The following is a 21,393-nucleotide window of genomic DNA, read 5'->3' on the forward strand; positions in this document are numbered from 1 at the left end:
CAGCGGGACGGGCGGGCGGATCGTCCGATCGTACGGAGAGGCTCCCGGCGGCACAGCGGGGACCGACACGGGGAGTAACACAGGGGGTGGGACGCGGAAGGCCTCCCCGGTCCGCGGACGGGGGAGGCCTTCCGCCGGAGGGCTACGCCTGGACGAGCACGAGCTCCTCGAGGGGCAGGCGGGTGCGCGGCGCGGTCTCGCGCTCGCGGAGGGTCTCGTTCGCCAGCGCGTCGGCGTCGGCCGCGACTCCCACCGCGGCGATCGTCACCGGGTCGAAGCGCTCGTCGACGCCGAACGCGGCGCGGACGGCGTCCTTGTCGAAGCCGGCCATCTGGTGCACGTGCAGGCCCTCGTGGTGCGCCTGGACGCTGAGGTGGGCGATCGACTGGCCGAGGTCGTAGACGGCCCAGGGGCGCGGCTTCCCCTCGGAGTCGACGGTCTCGGCGAGCGCGACGACGAGGACGGCGGCGGAGCCGGCCCAGGCGCCGTTGAAGCCGGCGAGCGTCGCGACGATGCGGTCGAACTCGTCGGTTCCGCGGCGGGCGACGATGAAGCGCCACGGCTGCGAGTTGCTGGCGGACGGGGACCAGCGCGCGGCCTCGAGGAGGGACGCGAGGGTCTCGTCGGAGACGGTCGCGGACGCGTCGTAGGAGCGGGGGCTCCAGCGCTCCGCGAGGACGTCGAGGATCGGGGCGCTGGTGCTGGCGGTGCGGGAGGCGGTGGCGGACATCGCGGGGCTTCTTCCGTGCGGGGGACTGGGGGAGGGGCTCCGTCGCCCGTGGAGCCCAACCGTCCCCGCCCCGCGGGCATTCCCGCGCGTGCACGGCAGGCGCCCGCACGCGCGTTCGCCCACGGAGGAGCGGGCCGCCTCCGAGCCCCGGAACGGTACGGTGGGAGACGGCGTGGTCACCCCGCGCACCACCATCCACGACTCTGGAGGATCATCCATGGCCCAGCACTTCGACGTCGTCGTCCTGGGGGCAGGCCCCGGCGGATACGTGGCCGCGATCCGCGCCGCCCAGCTCGGCAAGTCCGTCGCCGTCGTCGAGAAGCAGTACTGGGGCGGTGTCTGCCTCAACGTCGGCTGCATCCCGTCCAAGGCGCTGCTGCGCAACGCGGAGCTCGCCCACCTCTTCCACACCCAGGCGAAGCAGTTCGGCATCTCGGGCGACGTCTCGTTCGACTTCGGCGCGGCGTTCGACCGCAGCCGCTCGGTCGCGGACGGCCGCACCAAGGGCGTCCACTTCCTGATGAAGAAGAACAAGATCGCCGAGTTCGACGGCGTCGGCTCCTTCACCGGCCCGCAGGGCCTCGACGTGCAGCTGAGCAAGGGCGGCACGGAGTCGCTGACCTTCGACGACGCGATCATCGCGACCGGCGCGAGCGTCCGCCTCCTCCCCGGCGTCGAGCTCTCCGAGAACGTCGTCACCTACGAGACCCAGATCATGACCCGCGAGCTCCCCGACACGATGGCCATCGTGGGCGCGGGCGCGATCGGCATGGAGTTCGCCTACGTCCTCAAGAACTACGGCGTCGACGTGACGATCATCGAGTTCATGGACCGCGCCCTCCCCAACGAGGACCCGGACGTCTCCAAGGAGATCCAGAAGCAGTACAAGAAGCTCGGCGTCGAGATCCTGACCTCGACCAAGGTCGAGTCGGTCGTCGACAAGGACGGCTACGTCACGGTCACCTACACCGCGAAGGACGGCACGCAGTCGACCCTCGAGGTCGACAAGGTGCTCATGTCCATCGGCTGGGTCCCCCGCACCGAGGGCTTCGGCCTCGAGAAGACGGGCGTCGAGCTCACCGAGCGCGGCGCGATCGCGATCGACGACCACATGCGCACCAACGTGCCGCACATCTACGCCATCGGCGACGTCACCGCGAAGCTCCAGCTCGCGCACGTCGCGGAAGCGCAGGGCGTCGTCGCCGCCGAGACCCTCGCCGGTGCCGAGACCCAGACCCTGGGCGACTACCGGATGATGCCGCGCGCGACGTTCTGCCAGCCGCAGATCGCCTCCTTCGGCCTCACCGAGAAGCAGGCGACGGACGAGGGACACGAGATCACCGTCTCGACCTTCCCCTTCATGGCGAACGGCAAGGCCCACGGCCTCGGCGAGCCCACCGGCTTCGTGAAGCTCATCGCGAGCAAGAAGTACGGCGAGCTCCTCGGCGCCCACATGATCGGCCCGGATGTCTCGGAGCTGCTCCCCGAGCTCACGCTCGCCCAGAAGTGGGACCTCACGGCGACCGAGCTGGCCCGCAACGTGCACACCCACCCGACGCTGTCGGAGGCGCTGCAGGAGGGCTTCCACGGCCTCAAGGGGCACATGATCAACATGTAGGGCTCGTCCCTCCACGGCCTCCGGCCCGCAGGATCCCGCTCGGCTCGTCCGCGGCGGATCCTGCGGGCCGGAGCCGTCTCCGGGGGTGCCCGCCGGGCTCCGGCGACGCTCCCGCTACCGTGGGCCGATGGATCCGCGCCTGCTCGACCGCCTCGCCGCCGACGCCTGGCCCGCGCTCGTGCGGCGCCCCCTCGGCCCATGGGAGCTGCGCGCCTCCGCAGGAGTCACCAAGCGCGCGAACTCGGTGCTCGCGTCCGGCGACGTCGTCGACCAGGAGGCGGCGCTCGACGCGGCGGAGGCGTTCGCCCGCGAGCACGGGATCGCGCCCCTCGTGCAGATCGGGCCGCCGAGCCCCGCCGGTCTGACCGGGCTGCTCGCCGAGCGGGGCGCCGCGCCGATCGACCGGACGCTCGTGCTGACGGGTTCGGTGCAGGAGGCGCTCGCCGCCCTGTCCACGACGTCGGGGTCCGCGCCGTCGAGGCCAGTGCCGCCGAGGCCCGCGCCGCAGCCTCGCGTCCGCCTCGCCCCGGCTCCCGACGAGGACTGGCTCGCCCTCTGGTGGTCGGTGGACGGTCGCGGTGGCGCGGAGGAGCGTGCGGTCGCCGAGCGCATCCTCGCGGGCTGCCCCTCCTCCTACGCTCTCGCCGTCGACGGGGACGGCCCGGCCGCGACCGGTCGCCTCGCGCTCGTCACGGCGCCGGACGGCGAGCTCTGGGGCGGCCTCTTCGCCCTGGCGACCCGCCCGGACGCCCGGCGCCGCGGGCTCGCCTCCGCCGTGATCCGCGCTCTCCTCGAGGACGCGTCCGGCCGGGGCGTCGCGCGCTTCTGGCTCCAGGTGCTCGCCGAGAACGCCGGCGCCCGCCGCCTCTACGCGTCCCTCGGCTGCCGCGAGTCGTCCTGGTACGAGTACTGGCGCTGACCCGCTCGCGGAGGAGGAGAGAGGCGCCGCGGGTCAGGCGTTCGCGAGCACGGCGCGGGCGACGGCCTCGGCCTTCACCGCGTCGCCGGTGACGGTCACGCGCCACCACACGTCGTCGGCCAGCGCGTCGATCTCGCAGACGCCCGCCGCGCAGCCGGTGAGGGCCTTCTCGCCGAAGCCGTCGAGCGGCTCGAGCGGGATCGCCAGGCCCGAGGTCAGCGAGAGGTTCCGCCAGCCGTCGTCGCCGTTCGGGAGCGCGTCGACCGTCACGCCCGAGTAGGCGGCGCTGGAGGCGTCGCTCCAGCTGCAGGAGGCGTACCCGGCCCGGGCGGCGGCAGCGGCCGACGCGGTGGTCGGCGTCCCGGTCCCCGTCCCCGCGGTCGCCTGCGCGAGACCGGCGGCACCGGACAGCTGCTCGGCCGTCAGGACCTCGGTGCAGACGGGTGCCGTCGCGGTGACCGGCTCGTCGAGGGTGCCGAGCGCGGCGGAGGCGGTGCCGGTCGCCAGCGCGGCGAGGTCGACCGCGGCCGGGGCGCCGCGCAGCTGCAGCGTCACCCAGGTGGCGCCGGCGAGCAGGTCCAGGTCGCAGCTGCCGTCGGTGCAGGAGCCGTAGGCCTCGACGCCGGTCTCGAGGCGCGGGCCCGGACGGCCGGCGAACGCCTCGGCGGCGTCGTCGACCGCCGCCGCGGTGATCGAGGCGTCCTCGTCGTACCAGGCGCAGCGGAGCACTCCGCCGTTCTCCTCCGCGGCCTCGCGGATCAGCTCGCCCGAGGAGCGCGTCGTCACCTCGCGGCTGCCCTCGAGAGCGCTGCGGGAGACCCCCAGCGCCGAGGCCGCCCGCGTGGCGGGGAGGAGGGAGTCGCAGCCCAGGCGGGTCGAGGCCGTGGCCGTGGGCGAGGGCGTCGGAGTCGCGGAGGGAGTCGGAGCGGCGGTCTCGGACGCCGACGGGGTGGCCGCGACGTCCGAGCGCTCGGCCGACGTGCAGCCCGTCAGCGCGACGAGAACGGCGAGCGCGGCGCCGACCGTCGCCAGGCGCGGGAGGCGGGCCCTCACGCGGCCAGCTCGCGCTCGATCGCGGCCGTGAACGCGTCGATGTCGTCCTCCGTCGTGTCGAAGGAGCAGACCCAGCGGACCTCGCCGGTCGCCGGGTTCCAGTCGTAGAAGCGGTAGGCGGTGCGGAGCCGGTCCGCGACTCCGGGCGGCAGCGTCGCGAACACCGCGTTCGCCTGGGTCTGCTGCGTGAACTCGAGCCCGGTGATCCGGCCGGCGGCGATCGCCTCCTCGAGCCCCGAGCGCAGGCGCGCCGCCATGGCGTTCGCGTGCCGGGCCGAGCGGAGCCACAGGGGCTCCTCCTCGCCGCCGTCGCCGAGCAGGGCGAGCAGCTGCGCCGAGATGAAGCGCATCTTGGAGGACAGCTGCATGTTGGTCTTGCGGAGGAAGGTCAGCCCGGTCGAGGCCGCGGGGTCGAGCACGACGATCGCCTCGCCGAGCAGGATGCCGTTCTTGGTGCCGCCGAACGAGAGCACGTCGACGCCTGCGTCGGTCGTGAAGGAGCGCAGGGGCAGGCCGAGGGCGGCCGCGGCGTTCGCGATGCGCGCCCCGTCCATGTGCAGCCGCATGCCGAGGCCGTGCGCGTGGTCGGCGAGCGCGCGCACCTCCTCCGGGGTGTAGACGGTGCCGAGCTCGGAGGACTGGGTGATCGAGACCACGAGCGGCTGGGCGCGGTGCTCGTCGCCGAAGCCCCACGCCTCCTGGTCGACCAGCGCCGGGGTCAGCTTGCCGTCGGGCGTGGGGACCGTGAGGATCTTGATTCCGCCGACCTTCTCCGGCGCTCCGCCCTCGTCGGAGGTGATGTGCGCGGTGCCCGCCGAGACGACGGCGCCCCACCGCGGCAGCATCGACTGCAGGCCGGTGACGTTGGCGCCCGTGCCGTTGAAGACGGGGAAGGCCTGGGCCTGCTCGCCGAACTCGCGGCGGAACGCCTCCTGCAGGCGCTCGGTGTAGACGTCCTCGCCGTAGGCGATCTGGTGCGCTCCGTTGGCCGCGGCGATCGCGGCGAGGACCTCGTCGTGCACTCCGGAGTAGTTGTCGGAGGCGAAGCCGCGGACGTCGGGATCGTGCAGAGCGCTCATCCCTCCATCTTCGCAGCCCGCCGCCCGGAGGAGCCCCGGAGGTGCCCGCCGAGACACCCCTCCTGCCTCCCGCATGTTTCGGGCAGGTGAAAGGACGACGACCCGAAAGCCGATCTCCGTCAAGAAGTTGGTATCGGCTGGGAGGCAGGCCACTCTTGACGTATGCGCATGGACACGACGGAAGCTGTCCGCGACATGCCCGCCCCTCCCGGGGTGGACGAGATCGCGGCTCGCTTCGGCGATCCCGTCCTCGCGTTCGCGCCCCAGCCGAGGCTGGAGGAGTTCGCCGCGGCGCAGACGATGGCGCTCGGCCGCTTCGTCGAGATCTCGCTCTCGTACTCGTTCTACAAGAACCCGCGCAACCGCGCCGACCCCGTCAACCACGTCCCGCTGACCCCCGAGCAGAAGCGCGCGATCGAGCGCGCCGAGAACGACCACCTGCCGCCGTGGATGGTCGACCAGGTGACGCGGATGCGGTACCCGGTGCTCTGGGAGGCGGTCCGCACCTCCGTGCCGATCCCCGCCGAGCGCAGCCGGCCCCTGGAGTCCCGCCTCGCGGCCCACATGGGCGACGTGCTCCGCAACACCTTCCCGGGCCGCGTGCGCAGCCGCCGCGGCGGGATGCCGGTGGTCGCCGCCGCCCTCCGCGACGAGGACGTCGTGCGGGGCGTCCCGGTGATCGTGGACGGGGAGGCGCTGCGCGGCTACCGCGTGGACACCGATCCGGACGTGGTCGCGATCGGCGCCCGCGTCGACGGCCGCTACATGACGGTCGTGCTCGACCGGAAGATCGTGCCGGAGATCCGGATGGAGTTCGTCCGCCGCACCCCGCCGCGCCCGGCCTCGAGCCAGTCCCGGCGCTGACCGCCCCGGCGTCGAGCACCCGCAAGCAGATCCCCCGGCCGACCGCTCAGGGGCGCCCCGGCACCGCGATCCCGTGCTCGTAGGCGAACACGACCGCCTGGATCCGGTCGCGCACGCCGAGCTTCATCAGGATCTTCGAGACGTGCGTCTTCACGGTCGCCTCGCCCACGAACAGCTCGGCCGCGATCTCGGCGTTCGACCAGCCCCGCGCCAGGTGCACGAGCACCTCGCGCTCGCGGTCCGTCAGATCGGCCACTCCGGAGTGCTCGGCGGCGGCCGGCGTGCGCTCGGGCACGGACGCGAACCGCTCGATCACGCGCCGGGTGACGTCGGGGGCGAGCATCGCGTCGCCGCGGGCGACCACCTGCACGGCCTCGACCAGCTCCTCCGGCGACGCGTTCTTGAGCAGGAACCCGCTGGCGCCGGCCGAGAGCGCCTCGAAGAGGTAGTCGTCGCGGTCGAAGGTGGTGAGGATGAGCACCCGCGAGCACAGGCGCGGGTCGGCCACGATCTCGCGGGTCGCGGCCAGGCCGTCGAGGCCGGGCATCTGCACGTCCATGCAGATCACGTCGGGGCGCAGCTCGGAGGCGCGCTGCAGGGCCTCGAGCCCGGTGCGGGCCTCGCCGACCACCTCGATCCCCGGCTCCGACTCGAGGATGATGCGGAAGCCCACGCGGACGAGCTCCTGGTCGTCGACGAGCAGCACGCGCACGTGCTCGGTCATGGGCGGCCCCCGCTCGCTCGCTCCTGACGCCCCCGCGACGTCTCCGACGACGGTACCGGGTCGTCGGCGTCCGGCACGCTCGCCCGGACGGGGGACAGCGGAACCCGGGCGTGCACGAGGTAGCCTCCGCCCCTCGGCCCCATCTCGATCCAGCCGCCGACCGCGGCCGCGCGCTCGCTCATGCCGGTGTGCCCCAGTCCGCAGGAGGCGGGAGCGCTCGGGTGCGGGCCGGACCCGCCGTCGTCGGCGATCTCGAGCTCGACCGCGTCGGGGGCGTAGCGGAGGCGCACCTCGGCGTGCGCGCCGCGCCCCGCGTGCTTGCGGACGTTCGTGAGCGACTCCTGCGCGATGCGGTAGAGGCTGAGCCCCACCGTCGCGGGGATCTCGCGGGGCGTGCCGAGGGTGAGGAAGACGGTGGGCAGGCCCGACCCGCTGGACGCCGCGACCAGCTCCTCGAGCTGGGCCACCCCGCGGGTGGACGCGGCGTCGGTGAGCGGATTCGGCACCGCGTCCTCGGCGCGCAGCGCGACCAGGATGCGGTGCAGCTCCTCGATCGCCGAGCGCGCGTCGCCCTCGATGGCGCTGAGCGATGCCGCCGCCCGCTCCGGATCCCGCGCCAGCACCCGCCGCGCCGCTCCCGCCTGCACGCCCATCACGCTGACGTGGTGCGCGACCACGTCGTGCAGCTCGCGCGCGATCCGCAGCCGCTCGGAGGACACGGCCTGCCGCGAGGAGCGCTCCCGCTCGTCGTCGAGCTCGGCCGTGCGCGTCTCGAGCGCCTCCAGCCGGCGGGCCGACTGCCACGACGCCTCGCCGAAGACGTAGGCGCTGCCGAAGTAGAGCAGGTTCGAGACGACCGCGAGGGCCGACTCCGCCGCGTAGGGCGAGAGCAGGCCGGGGGAGTCGTCGACCGGCACGGAGCTGCCGAAGTACTCGCCCGTGGCGAGGGTGGTGAGCAGCCAGCCCAGCATCCCGACCGCGATCGCCACCCGGACGACGAGCGCCGTGCGCCGGTTCCGGCCCCACGCGCCGACCGTGTAGAGCGCGAGGAACAGGCAGATCTGGCCGAAGAGCGACTCCGGCACCTGGAGCACGATCCCGAGCGCGTAGACGACGGAGAGCCCGGCCGCCACGCTCGCGGGGAACCGGCGGCGCAGCGCGAGGGGAAGGGTCATCAGGACGGCCCAGTGGGCGCTGACGACGGGGTGCGCCGCGTCCGGGAAGCCCGCCGAGGAGTACAGCGCGACGGAGACGACCGTCGCCACCAGCAGGATCCCCGCGGTGACCGCGTCGCGCACGTATCCGGCCCGGCTCGGCGCTCGCCGGATCCAGCCCGCGTCGAGCGGGTCCGCGGCTCCGTCACCTGAGGGCATGCGCCCCACGCTAACCGACGCCGGTCGGACGGGGCCCCGGGAGGCGGAGGAGCGCACCCCGCCGCTTCCCGGGCGCGACGTCAGTCCCGGCCGGTGATGCCCCGGGTCGAGGCGATGACGTCGCCCATCTTCTTCCCGAGGGCCTCGTAGAACATCGACAGCGGGAACTCGTCGTCCAGCACCGCGTCGGTGAGGCCGCGCGGGGCGCCGAGCAGCACCTCGTCCGGGAGCCCGCGGGCCCAGGCGGAGGCGGGGTGCGGAGTGAGAGTGGCCGCGATCAGCTCGTGCGCGGCCAGCCAGTGCGCCGTCTTCGGCCGGTCGATCGAGCGCCAGTAGAGCTCGTCGATCGCGTCCGAGAGGGCGACGACCACGTCGGCGACGCCGTCCCACTCGAACGCCAGCCGGGTGTCGGTCCAGTGCAGGACGCCGTGCTGGTGCAGCCAGGCGAAGAGCAGCTGGCCGCCGAGGCCGTCGTAGTTGCGCACCCGCGACCCGGTGAGCGGGAAGCGGAAGAGCCGGTCGAACAGGATCGCGTACTGCACGAAGCGCGAGCGCTCGGCCAGCGCCTCCTCCTCGTCGTCGCGGCGGTCCAGCGCGCCGAGGCGGCGCTCGATGGCGACGGCCTCGCGGAAGGCGGTGAGGTCGCACCGCAGCTCCTCCAGCGAGTAGAGGAAGAAGGGCATCCGCTGCTTGATCATGAACGGGTCGAACGGCAGGTCGCCGCGCATGTGGGTGCGGTCGTGGATGAGGTCCCACATCACGAAGGACTCCTCCGCCAGGCGCTGGTCGGCCAGCAGGCGCTGCGCGTCCTCCGGGAGCTCGAGACGGGTGATCCGGGCCGCCTCCGTGACGACGCGGCGGAACCGGGCCGCCTCGCGGTCGGCGAAGATCGCGCCCCAGGTGAAGGACGGGACGGAGCGCATCGCGACCGTCTCGGGGAACAGCACGGCGCTGTCGGTGTCGTAGCCGGCGGTGAAGTCGACGAAGCGCACGGGCACGAAGAGGGCGTTGGAGTAGTCGCCCGCCTCCAGCTCGGCGACGAACCGCGGCCAGACGACCTCGACGAGGACGGCCTCGACGTGGCGGTCGCGGCTGCCGTTCTGGGTGTACATGGGGAAGACGACGAGGTGGCGGCGGCCGTCGACGCGCTCGAGCTGCGGCTGGAACGCGGTGAGCGAGTCGAGGAAGTCGGGCAGGCCGAGTCCGCCGGCGCTCCAGCGCTCGAGGTCGACGACCAGCGCGTCGAGGTACGCGGCGTCGTGCGGGAACGCGGGGGCGAGGGTGCGGACGCCGGCGACGATCCGCTCGACGAGGGTGCGCGCCTCCTCGAGCCGCTCGGGCTCGGCGAGCGAGCCGTCCTGAGACTGGAGCGGCTGCAGCGCGGCGGCGGCGGCCTTCAGGTCGAGCCAGGCGGCGGAGTCCTCCACGCGGTCCTCGACGACCTCGGGTTCTCCGACGACGGTGCTCTGCACGGCTTGCGACATGGTGATCCTCCTCACGCTGGTGATACGGGGCTGCAGGAGCGGAACGCGCTCCGACTCCGAGCGTATGGGCTCGTGCGCGCGCTTTTCTTGCGTCTCGGCGGAGCGAAGCGGCGATCTCGCAGGGGCGGGCGCACGTCTCCGCCGCCCCTCTCCGGCCCCGCGGTCAGCGGTTGCCCAGGTGTTGTGCAGGTGCCACCCCCCGTCCGGGGCTAGATTCCTCACCGCTTCCGTTTCCCTCCCCTCATCGGGTCGAAGATGGGGCGACACCGTGTCCGCATCCCGAGTGCGGAGACATCCGATCGGACAGGCGCGCCGAACACCCTGGCGGCGCGCTCGATCGGCGAGCCATCCTGAGAGAGAGGATCGGAGCGCGTGACGGGACCCGAACCCGGAAGCGACCAGAGAACAGCCAGCATCGACCACCACCCCGAGAACCTCCGCCTGCTCCCCTGGCCGCAGGCGGACGCCTCCGTCCTGCGCGACACCCTCGCGCACGCGGGCGGCGGACTCGAGAGCGAGAGCGAGATCCTCGCGCGCCACGACCGCTACCTGCGCGGTTGGGCGGACGGCGACGCGTTCTTCTACGTGGTCGAGCTGGACGGACTCTCCGTCGGCTCCATCGGCTATTGGTACGGCTGCTCGCGCGGCGTCGTCGCCTACGAGGCGGCATGGAGCATCGCTCCGCACGCCCGCGGCATCACCGCGGACTCCGTGCGGATGCTGCTCGAGGAGGCGGCGGCGTTCCCCGTGCCCCGCTTCGTGCACGCCTTCGTGGCGGAGAGCGACCTGGACGCCGGCGCGACCTGCGTCGAGGCCGGCTTCGACCGGATCGACCTCGTCGAGCAGGGCGAGTCGCCGGAGCTCTACGTGGACTGGGCGTTCGACCTGGCCGCCGTGGCCTGATCAGATCCCGTGGCGCTCCAGCCACGGCCGCAGCACCGCGAGGAACTCCTCCGGGTGCTCGAGGCCGGGCAGGTGCGCCGCGTCCTCGAGCACGTGCAGCTCGGCACCGCCCACCTCGGCGGCGAGGTGCTCGCAGACCGGCAGCGACTCGGAGAGGTCGTGCGCGCCCGCCACGACGAGGGTCGGCACGGCGATCTCCCCGAGCCGCTCGCCCGCCGGCCCGGAGGGATCGATCGGGCGGGGGGCCTCCGCCTCGTGGCCGACGCCCGTGAGCGCGAGCTCCCGGACCCGCGCGAGGAACTCCGGAGCCACGTCGTCCGCGGAGCGGTCGGGACCCACGGCCCAGAGCTCCGCCTCGACGATCGCCGCGGCCTCCCGCTCGCCCGCGAGCTCCAGCGCCTCGACCTCCCCGAAGCGGCGCTCCTCCTCCGCCGTCAGCGCGGGGTAGTCGAAGCCTGCCAGGCCCGGGGCGATCACGACCAGGCCGGTCACCCGCTCCGGATGCTCGAGCGCCAGGTCGAGCGCGAGCGTTCCGCCCCGCGAGCAGCCGACGACCACCGCGCGCTCGACGCCGAGGTGGTCGAGCACGTCCAGGGCGTCCCGGCGCGGGTCGTACTCCACGTCCTCCGTGCTCGTTCCGCCCGCGCCGCGGACGTCGTAGCGGACCACCAGCCGGTCGCGCGAGAGGTCGGGGACGAGCGGGTCCCACATCCGCAGGTCGGCGATCCCCGCGTGCACGAGCAGCAGGGCGGGAGCGGAGGCGTGGCCGTCCGCCTCCCAGTGGAGGCTCGCGCCGGGGACCTCGAGATGCGGCATGCCGCACACCGTAGGCGCGTCGCGCCGGCGCTGCAACGCCCCGGCCACTGCCTAGGGTGGAGGCGCGACAGCGGACCGGCCGCGGCGGGGAGGCGGCGGCGTGGAGGGCGTGCTCACCGGCTTCTCGATCATCGGGGTCGTCATCGCGGTCGGCTACCTGATCGCGCGGTTCCGGATCGTCCCGCCCGAGAGCCGGCTGATCCTGTCGCGGATCGCCTTCTTCGTCACGACGCCGGCGCTGCTGTTCACCGTGCTGTCGCGGGCCGACGTCTCCGTCCTCTTCTCCTCGTTCCTGCTCGTCTCGCTCCTGACGGTGCTGACCGTCGCCCTGCTCTACGTGCTGGCCTCGCGGCTGCTCTTCCCCCGCCCGCTGCCGGAGACGGTGATCGGGACCGCGGCCTCCTCCTACGTCAACGCCAACAACATCGGACTGCCGGTCGCCATCTACGTGCTGGGCGATCCGCAGTGGGTGGCGCCGACGCTCCTCCTGCAGCTGATCGTCCTCGCGCCGACGATCCTGACGCTGCTCGACGTCTCGACGAGCGGGCGGACCTCGGTCGGCGCGATCCTCACGCAGCCGCTGCGGAACCCGATGATCATCGCCTCCGCCCTCGGCCTCGTCGTCGCCCTCACCGGCGTGGAGCTTCCCGCGCCCGTGCTGCAGCCGTTCTCGATCATCGGCAACGCGTCGATCCCGCTGGTGCTGATCGCCTTCGGAATGTCGCTGCGCGGGCAGCGGCCGCTGGAGGCGGGGCCGGCGCGGGTCGAGGTGGTCGTCGCCTCCGTGCTCAAGTCGCTGGTGATGCCGGCGGTCGCGCTGCTGCTGGGGCGCTTCGCGTTCCACCTCGACTCCGAGCACCTCTTCGTGGTGACGGTGACCGCCGCGCTGCCGACCGCGCAGAACATCTTCACCTTCGCCTCGCGCTACGACCGGGGCGTCGCCGTCGCCCGCGACACGGCCCTCGTGACCACGGTCGCCGCGGTGCCCGTGCTCATCGGGGTGTCCCTCCTGCTGGGCTGAGCGGAGCAGCATCCCCGGCTCCCGCTCGGGCCTGGCGGAGGCGCCGGACGGCCCGCGCATCCGCGTCGCGTGTCCCTCGTCCTGGGACGGGGCCGGTGGCGCGGGCCCGGTCGCACTCCGCCGACCGTCGCTTAGGCTCTCTCGAATGAGCACCACCACGTCCGCCGACCGCTCCGCCCGCGGCAGGCCGCGCCGCCGTCGCGGCCTCTGGATCACGCTGATCGTCCTCCTGGTCCTGCTGATCGGCGCCGTCGTCGCGGTGCTCCTCGGCGTGCGCACCTACGACAAGGCGATGACCGTCCGCGACAAGCTGACCGAGGCGATCCCGCTGGTGTCGCAGGTGACGGACAGGCTGACGACGTTCGACACCTCCGGTGCGGAGGAGACCGCGGGCCGGATCGCGACCCTCACCGGCGAGGCGCGCGACGAGACCGAGGACCCGGTGTGGCGGGTGATGGAGGTGGTGCCCGTCCTCGGGCCGAACCTGTCCGCGGTCCGCGCCGCGACCGAGATCGCCGACGACGTCTCCGGCCGGATCGTCACGCCGCTCTCCACGACCTCGCTCGACATCCTCAAGCCCGTCGACGGCAGGGTCGACCTCGCGGCGATCACCGAGCTGTCGCAGAAGATCACCGTCGCCAAGGAGGTCGTCGACGCGGCGCAGACCCGCGTCGAGGGCATCGACCGCGGCCCGCTGGTGCCGCAGGTCGCCTCCGCGCTCGACTCCTTCACTCCGCAGCTGGCCACCGCCACCGCGGCGATGGAGCAGGTCGAGCCGCTCACCGCGATCCTCCCCGACTCCCTCGGAGCGTCCGGTCCGCGCCACTACCTGGTGATGTTCCAGAACCTGGCGGAGTCGCAGGCTCTGGGCGGCGGCGCGTCGTCGGTGATGCAGCTCGACGTCGACGGCGGCGCGATCTCGATCGGCCGTCAGCTGGGCAGCGGCGACTTCCGCGGTCTGGCGCCCGTCACCGTCGACCAGAGTGCGCTCGACACCATCGGCGAGAACATGGCGACGACCTTCAACGTCTCGACCAGCCGCCCCGACTTCCCGACGGCCGCCTCGATCGCCTCGCAGTTCTGGGCGCAGAAGTTCCCCGAGCAGAGGATCGACGGCGTCCTCGCGATCGACCCCGTCGCCCTCTCCTACCTCCTCGGCTCGACCGGGCCCGTGACCCTCACCGACGGCACGGTCCTCACGAGCGAGAACACCGTCTCGACCCTGCTCAACGAGGTCTACTTCCGATACCCGGAGTCGGTCGTGGCCGAGCGCACCGACGAGTTCTTCTCGGAGGCGAGCGCGACGGTCCTGGGCAAGATCCTCGGCGGAGAGATGGAGCCGACGAAGATGCTCCCGGCGATCGTGAAGGCGGTCGACGAGAGCCGCATCCTCGCCTACAGCTCCGACGCCGACGAGCAGGCGCTCCTCGCGCCCACGCCGATCGCGGGGGTCCTGCCGCAGACGACGACCGACGGCACGACCACCGGAGTGTTCTTCCAGGACGCCTCGGGCGGCTCGAAGATGGACTACTACCTGAGCACGGCGGTCACGCAGTCGAGCGCGGGCCGGTGCGCCGCCTCCGGCGCGGTCTTCACCACCTCCGTCACCGTGACCAACACGATCTCGAAGGCGGTCGCTCGGACGCTGCCCGGCTACGTCGCCGCGGCCGGCGGGCGCGGTGCGTACCCTCTGGGCGACTTCGTCACCAACATCTACGTCTACGGCCCTCCCGGGACCACGGTGTCGAGTGCGGCCTGGGCCGACGGCACGGGCTACGGACCCGAGAGCCTCGACGACCTCGGCCGTCCCGTCTCGAAGGTCGCCGTGCAGCTCTCGCCCGGCCAGTCCGAGACGTTCGACGTGCAGTTCAGCGCCGGCGACGCCTCCGGCTTCGGCGACCAGACCGTGCGGGTGACCCCGATGATCAACCCCACCGCGGTGACGCTGAACGACGAGCCCGCCTGCGGCTGACCTCGCGATCGCGCCCCGAGCACGCCGACCGCCGACGCGCCCCCGGGTCGGTGCTGGACCAGCGCCGCCCGCCCGACCGCTGACGCGCCCCCCGGGTCGGTGCTAGACCAGCGCCGACCCGGGGATCGAGCTCGTCACGAGCGAGGAGGCGAGGAACGCGGTGGCGATGCAGAGCACGAACCCGATGACCGGCACGAGGAACGCGCGTCGGCCCACGAGGTAGCGCACGACCGTCACGACCACGGCGATCAGCGTCAGCGCGGGCGGCCCGATCAGCGCGATCGAGACGCCCCAGTCGATCCGGTCGAAGTCGCAGGCGAAGTTCTGGCCCTCGCACTGCGCGGGGAAGACCGAGAGGATCGCGGCGAGGTAGCCGAGCACGATCGTGAGCAGGCCGAGGGCGAGGCAGCCGAGGATCGAGAGCACGAGGTCCCAGCGGCGCCGGCGCGGCTTCCCGGCGGCGATGATCTCGCCCACCGAGCGGTAGGCGTCGGACCGGAACTCGTCGTGCGCGGCTCCGGGGCGGGCGGTCGCAGGGCGTGCCGTCGCGGGGCGTGCCGTCGCGGGTCGGGCGGCGGGGCGGGAGGCGCCGGCCGAGGCGGCCTGGGCCCGCGCGCGCTTCTTCTTCGACGAGGCCATGCTCAGAAGATCATCGGGCGGTCGTCGTCGAGGGTCGTCTCGAGGTCGAGGTCGACCACCACCGGGACGTGGTCGCTCGGGGCGTCGCCCTTGCGCTCGTCGCGGTGGATCGAGGCGCCGGTGACGAGCTCGCCGAACGCGGGGGAGCCGAGCACGAAGTCGATCCGCAGCCCCTCGTTCCGCGGGAAGCGGAGCTGCTTGTAGTCCCAGTAGGTGTAGCCCTCGGGCACGAGCGGGCGGACGACGTCGCGCAGGCCCGCGTCCTCGAAGGCGGCGAAGGCGGCGCGCTCGGGGATCGAGACGTGCGTGGATCCGGGGCCGAGGCTCGGGTCGCCCACGTCGCTGTCGAGCGGCGCGACATTCCAGTCGCCGACCAGGGCGAGCGGCAGGTCGGGCTCGGCGGCCAGCCACTCGCGGGTGCTCGCCTCGAGGGCCGCGAGCCACTCGAGCTTGTAGAGGTAGTGCGGGTCGTCGACCGCGCGGCCGTTCGGGACGTAGAGGCTCCAGACCCGCACGCCGTCGACCGTGGCGCCGATCGCGCGGGCCTCGAGCGGGTAGGAGCCGTCGGCCGCCGCCTCCTTCGCGAAGCCGGGCATGCCCGGGAAGCCGATCTGCACGTCCTCCATCGGCAGGCGCGAGGCGATGCCGACGCCGTTCCACTGGCTGAGCCCGACCATCTCGACGTGGTAGCCGGCGTCGGCGAAGGCCTCGTGCGGGAACTGCTCGGGCTTGCACTTGAGCTCCTGCATGGCGAGGACGTCCACGTCCTCGCGCAGGAGCCAGTCGACGACGCGGCCGGTGCGGGCCCGGATGGAGTTCACGTTCCAGGTGGCGATGCGCATCCTGGAAGTGTAGGAGCCGCCGCCGACACGTCTCCTGCGCGTCCTCCGCGCGTCCCGGCGGCCGCGGGCCGGGGGAGTCATCCCCTCGGCGGATTGCGGAACCGGTGTCGGTGGTCGATGGTTGTCTAGCGCCGTCCCGACCGGCCGTTCGTCGTGCCGTCCGGACGCCGCCGCCGCCCGCGCCGTGCGGGCCCGACGGGCTCCTCGGCGCTCCGCGCTCCCGAGCCCGGTCCCCTCCCCTCCCGCTCCTGCTCCGCCCCTCCGGAGGACCCATGATCCTGCTCCGCCTCGCCTCCGCCTACGCGAAGCCCTACGCGCGGTGGGTGGCCGCCGTCGTCGTGCTGCAGCTCGTCGCGACGCTCGCCGCGCTCTACCTGCCGAGCCTCAACGCCGAGATCATCGACCAGGGCATCGGCCGCGGCGACACCGACTTCATCTGGGGAACCGGCATGACCATGCTCGGCGTCTGCGTCGTGCAGGTCGCCGCGGCGATCGGAGCCGTGTACTTCGGCGCCCGCACCGCCATGTCCGTCGGCCGCGACCTGCGCCGCGACGTCTACCGCCGCGTCGACTCGCTCAGCGGGCTCGAGGTCGGCGGCTTCGGCACGGCCACCCTGATCACCCGCGGCACGAACGACGTGCAGCAGGTGCAGATGCTCGTGCTGATGACCCTCAACTTCATGGTCTCCGCGCCGATCATGTGCGTCGGCGGCATCGTCTTCGCCCTGCGCGAGGACGCCGGCCTCTCCTGGCTGGTCTGGGTGTCGGTGCCGCTGCTGTTCGTCGTGGTCGGCTTCCTGGTGTTCCTGCTGCTGCCGCTGTTCCGCCTCATGCAGGACCGGATCGACGGGATCAACAGCGTGCTCCGCGAGCAGATCACGGGCATCCGCGTGGTGCGCGCCTTCGTGCGCGAGCCGTTCGAGTCCGAGCGGTACCGCAAGGCCAACGCGGCGATCACCGAGGTGTCGATCAAGGTCGGCAACATCTTCGTGCTGATGTTCCCCGCGATCATGATGATCCTGCACCTGGCCACCGCGGCCGTGCTGTGGTTCGGCGGGCAGCGGGTCGACGCCGGTCAGATGCAGGTGGGCTCGCTCACCGCGTTCCTGCAGTACCTCCTCCAGATCCTCACCGCCGTGATGATGGGCGTCTTCATGGTGATGATGATCCCCCGCGCGGTCGTCTGCGCCGAGCGGATCCAGCAGGTGCTCGACGCCCGCACCAGCCTCACCACGCCCGAGGGCGGAGTCCCGACGCCCGCGCGCGGCCGCGTCGAGTTCTCCGGGGTCGTCTTCGGCTACCCGGGCGCCGAGCGCCCCGTGCTCTCGGGCATCGACATCGTCGCGGAGCCGGGCCGCACCACGGCCGTCGTCGGCTCCACCGGCGCCGGCAAGACGACCCTGCTCGGCCTCGTGCCGCGCCTGTTCGACCCGCAGGAGGGCACCGTCACGATCGACGGCGTGCCCGTCTCCTCCCTCGACCGGGCGCAGCTCGCCGAGGTGATCGGGCTCGTGCCCCAGCGCCCCTACCTCTTCTCGGGGACGATCGCCTCGAACCTGCGCTTCGGCCGCCCCGACGCAACGGACGCCGAGCTGTGGGAGGCGCTGCGCATCGCCCAGGGCGAGGACTTCGTGCGGAGCAAGGAGCACGGGCTCGACGAGCCGGTCTCGCAGGGCGGCACCAACGTCTCCGGCGGGCAGCGCCAGCGGCTCTGCATCGCGCGCGCCCTCGTCGCGAAGCCGCGGGTCTACCTGTTCGACGACTCGTTCTCGGCGCTCGACGTCGCGACCGATGCGCGGCTGCGGGAGTCGCTGGCCGACGCCACCACCGACGCGACCGTGATCATCGTGGCCCAGCGGGTGTCGACCATCCGCCACGCCGACCAGATCGTCGTGCTCGACGCGGGCCGCGTCGTCGGCCGCGGCACGCACGACGAGCTCCTCGAGACGAACGCGACCTACCGCGAGATCGTCGAATCCCAGCTGAGCGTCGAAGGAGTGTCCTGAGATGGCGCGCACACGCGACACCACCGCCCCCGAGGAGACGACGTCCCCCGAGCCCGAGTTCGAGCCCGGCGAGGGCGACGGCGGCATGTTCGGGGACGGGCCGCCCGCCCGCAAGGCGCAGAACTTCTGGCCCTCGGCCAAGCGCCTCTTCTCGCTGCTCGGCCCCGAGCGCGCCCGGATGGTCCTCGTGGTCGCCCTGGTCTCGCTGTCGGTCGTCCTCACCGTCATCGCGCCCAAGATCCTCGGGCAGGCGATGGACACGATCTTCAACGGCGTGATCGGCTCCCAGCTCCCCGCCGGCGTCCCGCTCGAGCAGATCATCGAGCAGCAGCGCGCCTCGGGCAACGGCACCTTCGCCGACATGCTGGCCAAGACCGACATCGTGCCCGGCGCGGGCATCGACTTCGTGGTCCTCGGCCGCCTGATCATCATCGTGCTGCTGATGTACGTCGTCGCGTCGGTGCTCATGTGGGCGCAGGGCTACATCCTCAACGGCCTCGTGATGCGGGTGGTCTTCGGCCTCCGCCAGGACATCGAGGCGAAGCTCAACCGCCTCCCGCTGCGCTTCTTCGACACCCGGCAGCGCGGCGACGTGATGTCGCGCGTCACGAACGACGTCGACAACATCCAGACGGCGCTGCAGCAGGCCTTCTCGCAGCTGGTGCAGTCGGTGCTCACCATCATCGGCATCGCCGCGATGATGTTCATCGTCTCGTGGCAGCTCGCGCTGATCGCGCTGATCTCGATCCCGCTCTCGGGCGTGATCGCGGGCGTGATCGGCGCCCGCTCCCAGAAGCTCTTCGCCGCCCAGTGGAAGAACACGGGCGCGCTCAACGGCCACATCGAGGAGACCTTCTCCGGGCTCGAGATCGTCCGCGCCTTCGGCCGCGACCGCGAGATGCTCGAGGAGTTCGACCGCCGCAACGACAGCCTCTACACCGCCTCGTTCGGCGCCCAGTTCGTCTCGGGCATGATCATGCCCGCGATGACCTTCGTCTCCTACCTCTCCTACGTGCTCATCGCCGTGGTCGGCGGCCTGCGGGTCGCCTCAGGTCAGCTGACGCTCGGCGACGCGACCGCGTTCATCCAGTACTCGCGCGAGTTCACGCAGCCGGTGACCCAGCTGGCGAGCATGGCGAACATGCTGCAGTCCGGCGTCGCCTCGGCCGAGCGCACGTTCGAGCTGCTCGACGCCGAGGAGCAGGAGCCGGAGACGGCGACCGCGTCGCTCCCGCAGCGCACCGACGGCCACGTGGAGTTCGAGGGCGTCTCGTTCTCGTACGACCCGGAGCAGCCGCTGATCGAGGACCTGACCTTCTCGGCGCAGCCCGGCCAGACGGTCGCCATCGTCGGTCCGACCGGGGCGGGGAAGACCACGCTGGTCAACCTGGTCATGCGCTTCTACGAGCTCACCGGAGGGCGCATCCTGCTCGACGGCGTCGACATCACGAGCCTCGCGCGCGGCGATCTGCGCTCGCGCGTGGGCATGGTGCTGCAGGACGCGTGGCTCTTCCAGGGCACCATCCGCGAGAACATCCGCTACGGGCGGTTGGACGCGACCGACGAGGAGATCGTCGACGCGGCGAAGGCCACCATGGTCGACCGCTTCGTGCGCCAGCTGCCCGACGGCTACGACACGGTGCTGGACGCCGACGGCGGCAGCGTCTCGGCGGGCGAGCGGCAGCTGATCACGATCGCGCGCGCGTTCCTCGCGAACCCGTCGCTGCTGATCCTCGACGAGGCCACCTCCTCGGTCGACACCCGCACGGAGCTGCTCGTGCAGCACGCGATGAACGCGCTGCGCACCGACCGGACCTCGTTCGTCATCGCGCACCGGCTCTCCACGATCCGCGACGCCGACACCATCCTGGTGATGGAGTCGGGCCGGATCGTCGAGCAGGGCGCGCACGAGGCGCTGCTGAAGCAGCGCGGTGCCTACTACGAGCTCTACATGACGCAGTTCCGCGGAGGAGGCGACGAGGCGGGCGAGCACGCCGCAGCGGGCGCGCTCCCGAGCGGGGGAGGGGTCGCCCCGTAGAGTAGGCGCGTGACCGACGCACGCCAGCAGCTCATCGAGTACATCGGCTCCGACGCCGTCTTCCACGGGGACTTCACCCTCACGAGCGGCAAGAAGGCGTCGTACTACGTCGACCTGCGCCGCGTGAGCCTCGACCACCGGGTCGCGCCGCTGATCGGGCAGGTCATGCTCGACCTCATCGCGCCCATCGAGCGAGTCGACGCCGTCGGCGGCCTCACCATGGGAGCCGACCCGATCGCCGCCGCGATCCTCCACCAGGGCGCCGCCCGCGGTCTCGCCTACGACGCGTTCGTCGTGCGCAAGGAGCCCAAGGACCACGGCCGCGGCCGGCAGGTCGAGGGCCCCGACCTCGAGGGCAAGCGCGTCGTCGTCGTCGAGGACACGTCCACCACCGGCGGCTCGCCGCTGAAGGCGATCGAGGCCCTGCTGAAGGTCGGCGCCGAGATCGCAGGAGTCGCCGTCGTCGTCGACCGTGCGACCGGGGCCCGCGAGATCATCGAGGACGCCGGCTACCCGTACTTCGCCGCGATCGGTCTGGCCGACCTCGGCCTGAGCTGATGGTCGACGAGGGGGGACGCGGCGGGGGCCCGGGAGGCGTCGGAGCCGGAGCCGGAGCCGTCGGCATCGTCGTCGCGTAGGGGAGCGAAGAACGCGTCGAAGGCGTCCTCGTCGGACACGTCCGCGTCGGAGGCACTCGTGTCGCGGGCAGGCGTCCCACCGGCACCGGTCTCGCGGGCACTCGTCTCGCGGGCACTCATCTCGCGGGCACTCGTCTCGCGGGCACCCGTCTCGGGCGCTCCCATGGCGCGGGCTCCCGTGTCGTCGCCCCGAGAGCTCCGTCCCTCGGCGGGGACGCCGTCGCGGTCGGAGGAGCGCTCCGGCTCCACGACCGTTCCGCGGTCGGCGTCGGCGTCCTGCTCCTCCACCCGAGCGGAGTCGTCCGCGGGGTCCGGGAGGTCGCCGCCGTCCTCCTCGGCGGCGGACGTCGCGCTCAGCACGGGCTCCCCCGGCCACAGGCCGACCGGAGCGGCAGGGGCACGGCGCGACGCAGCGTCGGAGTCGCTGTCGCTGTCACGGTCGCTCGACGACGGTCCGGCTGCGTCGGCGGAGGAGGCCGACTCGCTCGCAACGCTCCGCTCCTCCGCTGACGCGTGGGCCTCGTCGGCTGCGGACTCAGCAGGACCGGACGTCCGCTCCGCGCGCGACTCCTCCACGGGAGGGACGGAGCTCTCGGGGCGACGACACGGGAGCCCGCGCCATGGGAGCGCCCGAGACGGGTGCCCGCGAGACGAGTGCCCGCGAGATGAGTGCC

19 protein-coding genes are annotated in these 21,393 nt (G+C 72.8%); 9 read left to right on the forward strand and 10 right to left on the reverse strand.

All coding sequences use genetic code 11. From position 1 onward, the window contains the following. Window positions 1-142 precede the first annotated feature (142 nt). Window positions 143-730 carry a nitroreductase family protein gene (locus C5D04_RS12310; RefSeq protein ID WP_104222819.1) on the reverse strand — a complete coding sequence of 196 codons (588 nt, stop codon included), beginning with the start codon at window positions 728-730 and terminating at the stop codon, window positions 143-145. A gap of 217 nt (window positions 731-947) precedes the next feature. On the opposite strand from C5D04_RS12310, the gene lpdA reads away from it, so the two are divergent. Continuing rightward, window positions 948-2,348 carry a dihydrolipoyl dehydrogenase gene (gene lpdA / locus C5D04_RS12315; RefSeq protein ID WP_104222818.1) on the forward strand — a complete coding sequence of 467 codons (1,401 nt, stop codon included), beginning with the start codon at window positions 948-950 and terminating at the stop codon, window positions 2,346-2,348. Between the two features lie 127 nt (window positions 2,349-2,475). After that, window positions 2,476-3,267: a GNAT family N-acetyltransferase gene (locus C5D04_RS12320; protein ID WP_104347777.1), complete on the forward strand. Its 792-nt coding sequence runs from the start codon at window positions 2,476-2,478 to the stop codon at window positions 3,265-3,267. Window positions 3,268-3,300: 33 nt separating this feature from the next. On the opposite strand, the gene C5D04_RS18285 is transcribed toward C5D04_RS12320, so the two are convergent. Beyond that, window positions 3,301-4,320 (reverse strand): hypothetical protein, encoded by a 1,020-nt coding sequence (locus tag C5D04_RS18285; RefSeq protein ID WP_181137709.1) that lies wholly within the window; start codon window positions 4,318-4,320, stop codon window positions 3,301-3,303. Further along, window positions 4,317-5,399 (reverse strand): low specificity L-threonine aldolase, encoded by a 1,083-nt coding sequence (locus tag C5D04_RS12330; protein ID WP_104256598.1) that lies wholly within the window; start codon window positions 5,397-5,399, stop codon window positions 4,317-4,319. The genes C5D04_RS18285 and C5D04_RS12330 overlap by 4 nt, the downstream gene beginning before the upstream one ends. A gap of 168 nt (window positions 5,400-5,567) precedes the next feature. On the opposite strand from C5D04_RS12330, the gene C5D04_RS12335 reads away from it, so the two are divergent. Continuing rightward, window positions 5,568-6,263 (forward strand): hypothetical protein, encoded by a 696-nt coding sequence (locus C5D04_RS12335; RefSeq protein ID WP_146078511.1) that lies wholly within the window; start codon window positions 5,568-5,570, stop codon window positions 6,261-6,263. Window positions 6,264-6,309: 46 nt separating this feature from the next. Here C5D04_RS12335 and C5D04_RS12340 read toward each other — a convergent pair whose 3' ends face one another. The 3 genes from C5D04_RS12340 to C5D04_RS12350 form a co-directional block, all read right to left on the reverse strand. Further along, window positions 6,310-6,987, reverse strand: a complete 678-nt coding sequence (locus C5D04_RS12340) for a response regulator transcription factor (protein WP_104234377.1) — start codon at window positions 6,985-6,987, stop codon at window positions 6,310-6,312. Then, window positions 6,984-8,360, reverse strand: coding sequence for a sensor histidine kinase (locus C5D04_RS12345; protein ID WP_104234378.1), 1,377 nt, complete (start codon window positions 8,358-8,360; stop codon window positions 6,984-6,986). Before C5D04_RS12345 ends, C5D04_RS12340 begins: the two co-directional genes overlap by 4 nt. Before the next feature lie 80 nt (window positions 8,361-8,440). Then, on the reverse strand, window positions 8,441-9,844 hold the full coding sequence (locus C5D04_RS12350) for a DUF6421 family protein (RefSeq protein ID WP_104234379.1): 1,404 nt from the start codon (window positions 9,842-9,844) through the stop codon (window positions 8,441-8,443). 372 nt (window positions 9,845-10,216) lie between these two features. Between C5D04_RS12350 and C5D04_RS12355 the strand changes: the two genes are divergently transcribed. Beyond that, complete coding sequence (locus C5D04_RS12355) at window positions 10,217-10,747, forward strand: GNAT family N-acetyltransferase (RefSeq protein ID WP_104234380.1); 531 nt, start codon at window positions 10,217-10,219, stop codon at window positions 10,745-10,747. On the opposite strand, the gene C5D04_RS12360 is transcribed toward C5D04_RS12355, so the two are convergent. Further along, entirely contained in the window at window positions 10,748-11,563 is an 816-nt protein-coding gene (locus tag C5D04_RS12360; RefSeq protein WP_104234381.1) for an alpha/beta fold hydrolase, read from the reverse strand. Between the two features lie 100 nt (window positions 11,564-11,663). Here C5D04_RS12360 and C5D04_RS12365 point away from each other — a divergent pair, with 100 nt between their 5' ends. Further along, the gene (locus C5D04_RS12365; protein ID WP_104222809.1) at window positions 11,664-12,584 is read left to right on the forward strand and encodes an AEC family transporter; all 921 of its coding nucleotides are present in this window, start codon (window positions 11,664-11,666) and stop codon (window positions 12,582-12,584) included. A gap of 145 nt (window positions 12,585-12,729) precedes the next feature. Then, complete coding sequence (locus C5D04_RS12370; RefSeq protein ID WP_104222808.1) at window positions 12,730-14,556, forward strand: DUF4012 domain-containing protein; 1,827 nt, start codon at window positions 12,730-12,732, stop codon at window positions 14,554-14,556. Between the two features lie 102 nt (window positions 14,557-14,658). Here the strand turns inward: C5D04_RS12370 and C5D04_RS12375 are convergent, their stop codons facing one another. Then, entirely contained in the window at window positions 14,659-15,195 is a 537-nt protein-coding gene (locus C5D04_RS12375) for a hypothetical protein (RefSeq protein ID WP_104234383.1), read from the reverse strand. Between the two features lie 2 nt (window positions 15,196-15,197). After that, window positions 15,198-16,037 carry an exodeoxyribonuclease III gene (locus C5D04_RS12380; protein ID WP_104234384.1) on the reverse strand — a complete coding sequence of 280 codons (840 nt, stop codon included), beginning with the start codon at window positions 16,035-16,037 and terminating at the stop codon, window positions 15,198-15,200. A gap of 272 nt (window positions 16,038-16,309) precedes the next feature. On the opposite strand from C5D04_RS12380, the gene C5D04_RS12385 reads away from it, so the two are divergent. From C5D04_RS12385 to pyrE, 3 genes are read left to right on the forward strand one after another with little or no spacing between them, the layout of a single operon-like run. Further along, window positions 16,310-18,043 carry an ABC transporter ATP-binding protein gene (locus C5D04_RS12385; RefSeq protein WP_104239193.1) on the forward strand — a complete coding sequence of 578 codons (1,734 nt, stop codon included), beginning with the start codon at window positions 16,310-16,312 and terminating at the stop codon, window positions 18,041-18,043. Between the two features lies 1 nt (window position 18,044). After that, window positions 18,045-20,081 carry an ABC transporter ATP-binding protein gene (locus tag C5D04_RS12390; protein ID WP_104282750.1) on the forward strand — a complete coding sequence of 679 codons (2,037 nt, stop codon included), beginning with the start codon at window positions 18,045-18,047 and terminating at the stop codon, window positions 20,079-20,081. A gap of 9 nt (window positions 20,082-20,090) precedes the next feature. Beyond that, entirely contained in the window at window positions 20,091-20,639 is a 549-nt protein-coding gene (gene pyrE, locus C5D04_RS12395) for an orotate phosphoribosyltransferase (protein WP_104222804.1), read from the forward strand. Here the strand turns inward: pyrE and C5D04_RS12400 are convergent. After that, window positions 20,591-21,079 (reverse strand): hypothetical protein, encoded by a 489-nt coding sequence (locus tag C5D04_RS12400; protein ID WP_146087871.1) that lies wholly within the window; start codon window positions 21,077-21,079, stop codon window positions 20,591-20,593. The two genes, pyrE and C5D04_RS12400, sit on opposite strands and share 49 nt — an antisense overlap. Window positions 21,080-21,393 lie beyond the last annotated feature (314 nt).

Origin of the sequence: Rathayibacter sp. AY1D2, assembly GCF_002932695.1 — a bacterium.
GTDB lineage: Bacteria > Actinomycetota > Actinomycetes > Actinomycetales > Microbacteriaceae > Rathayibacter.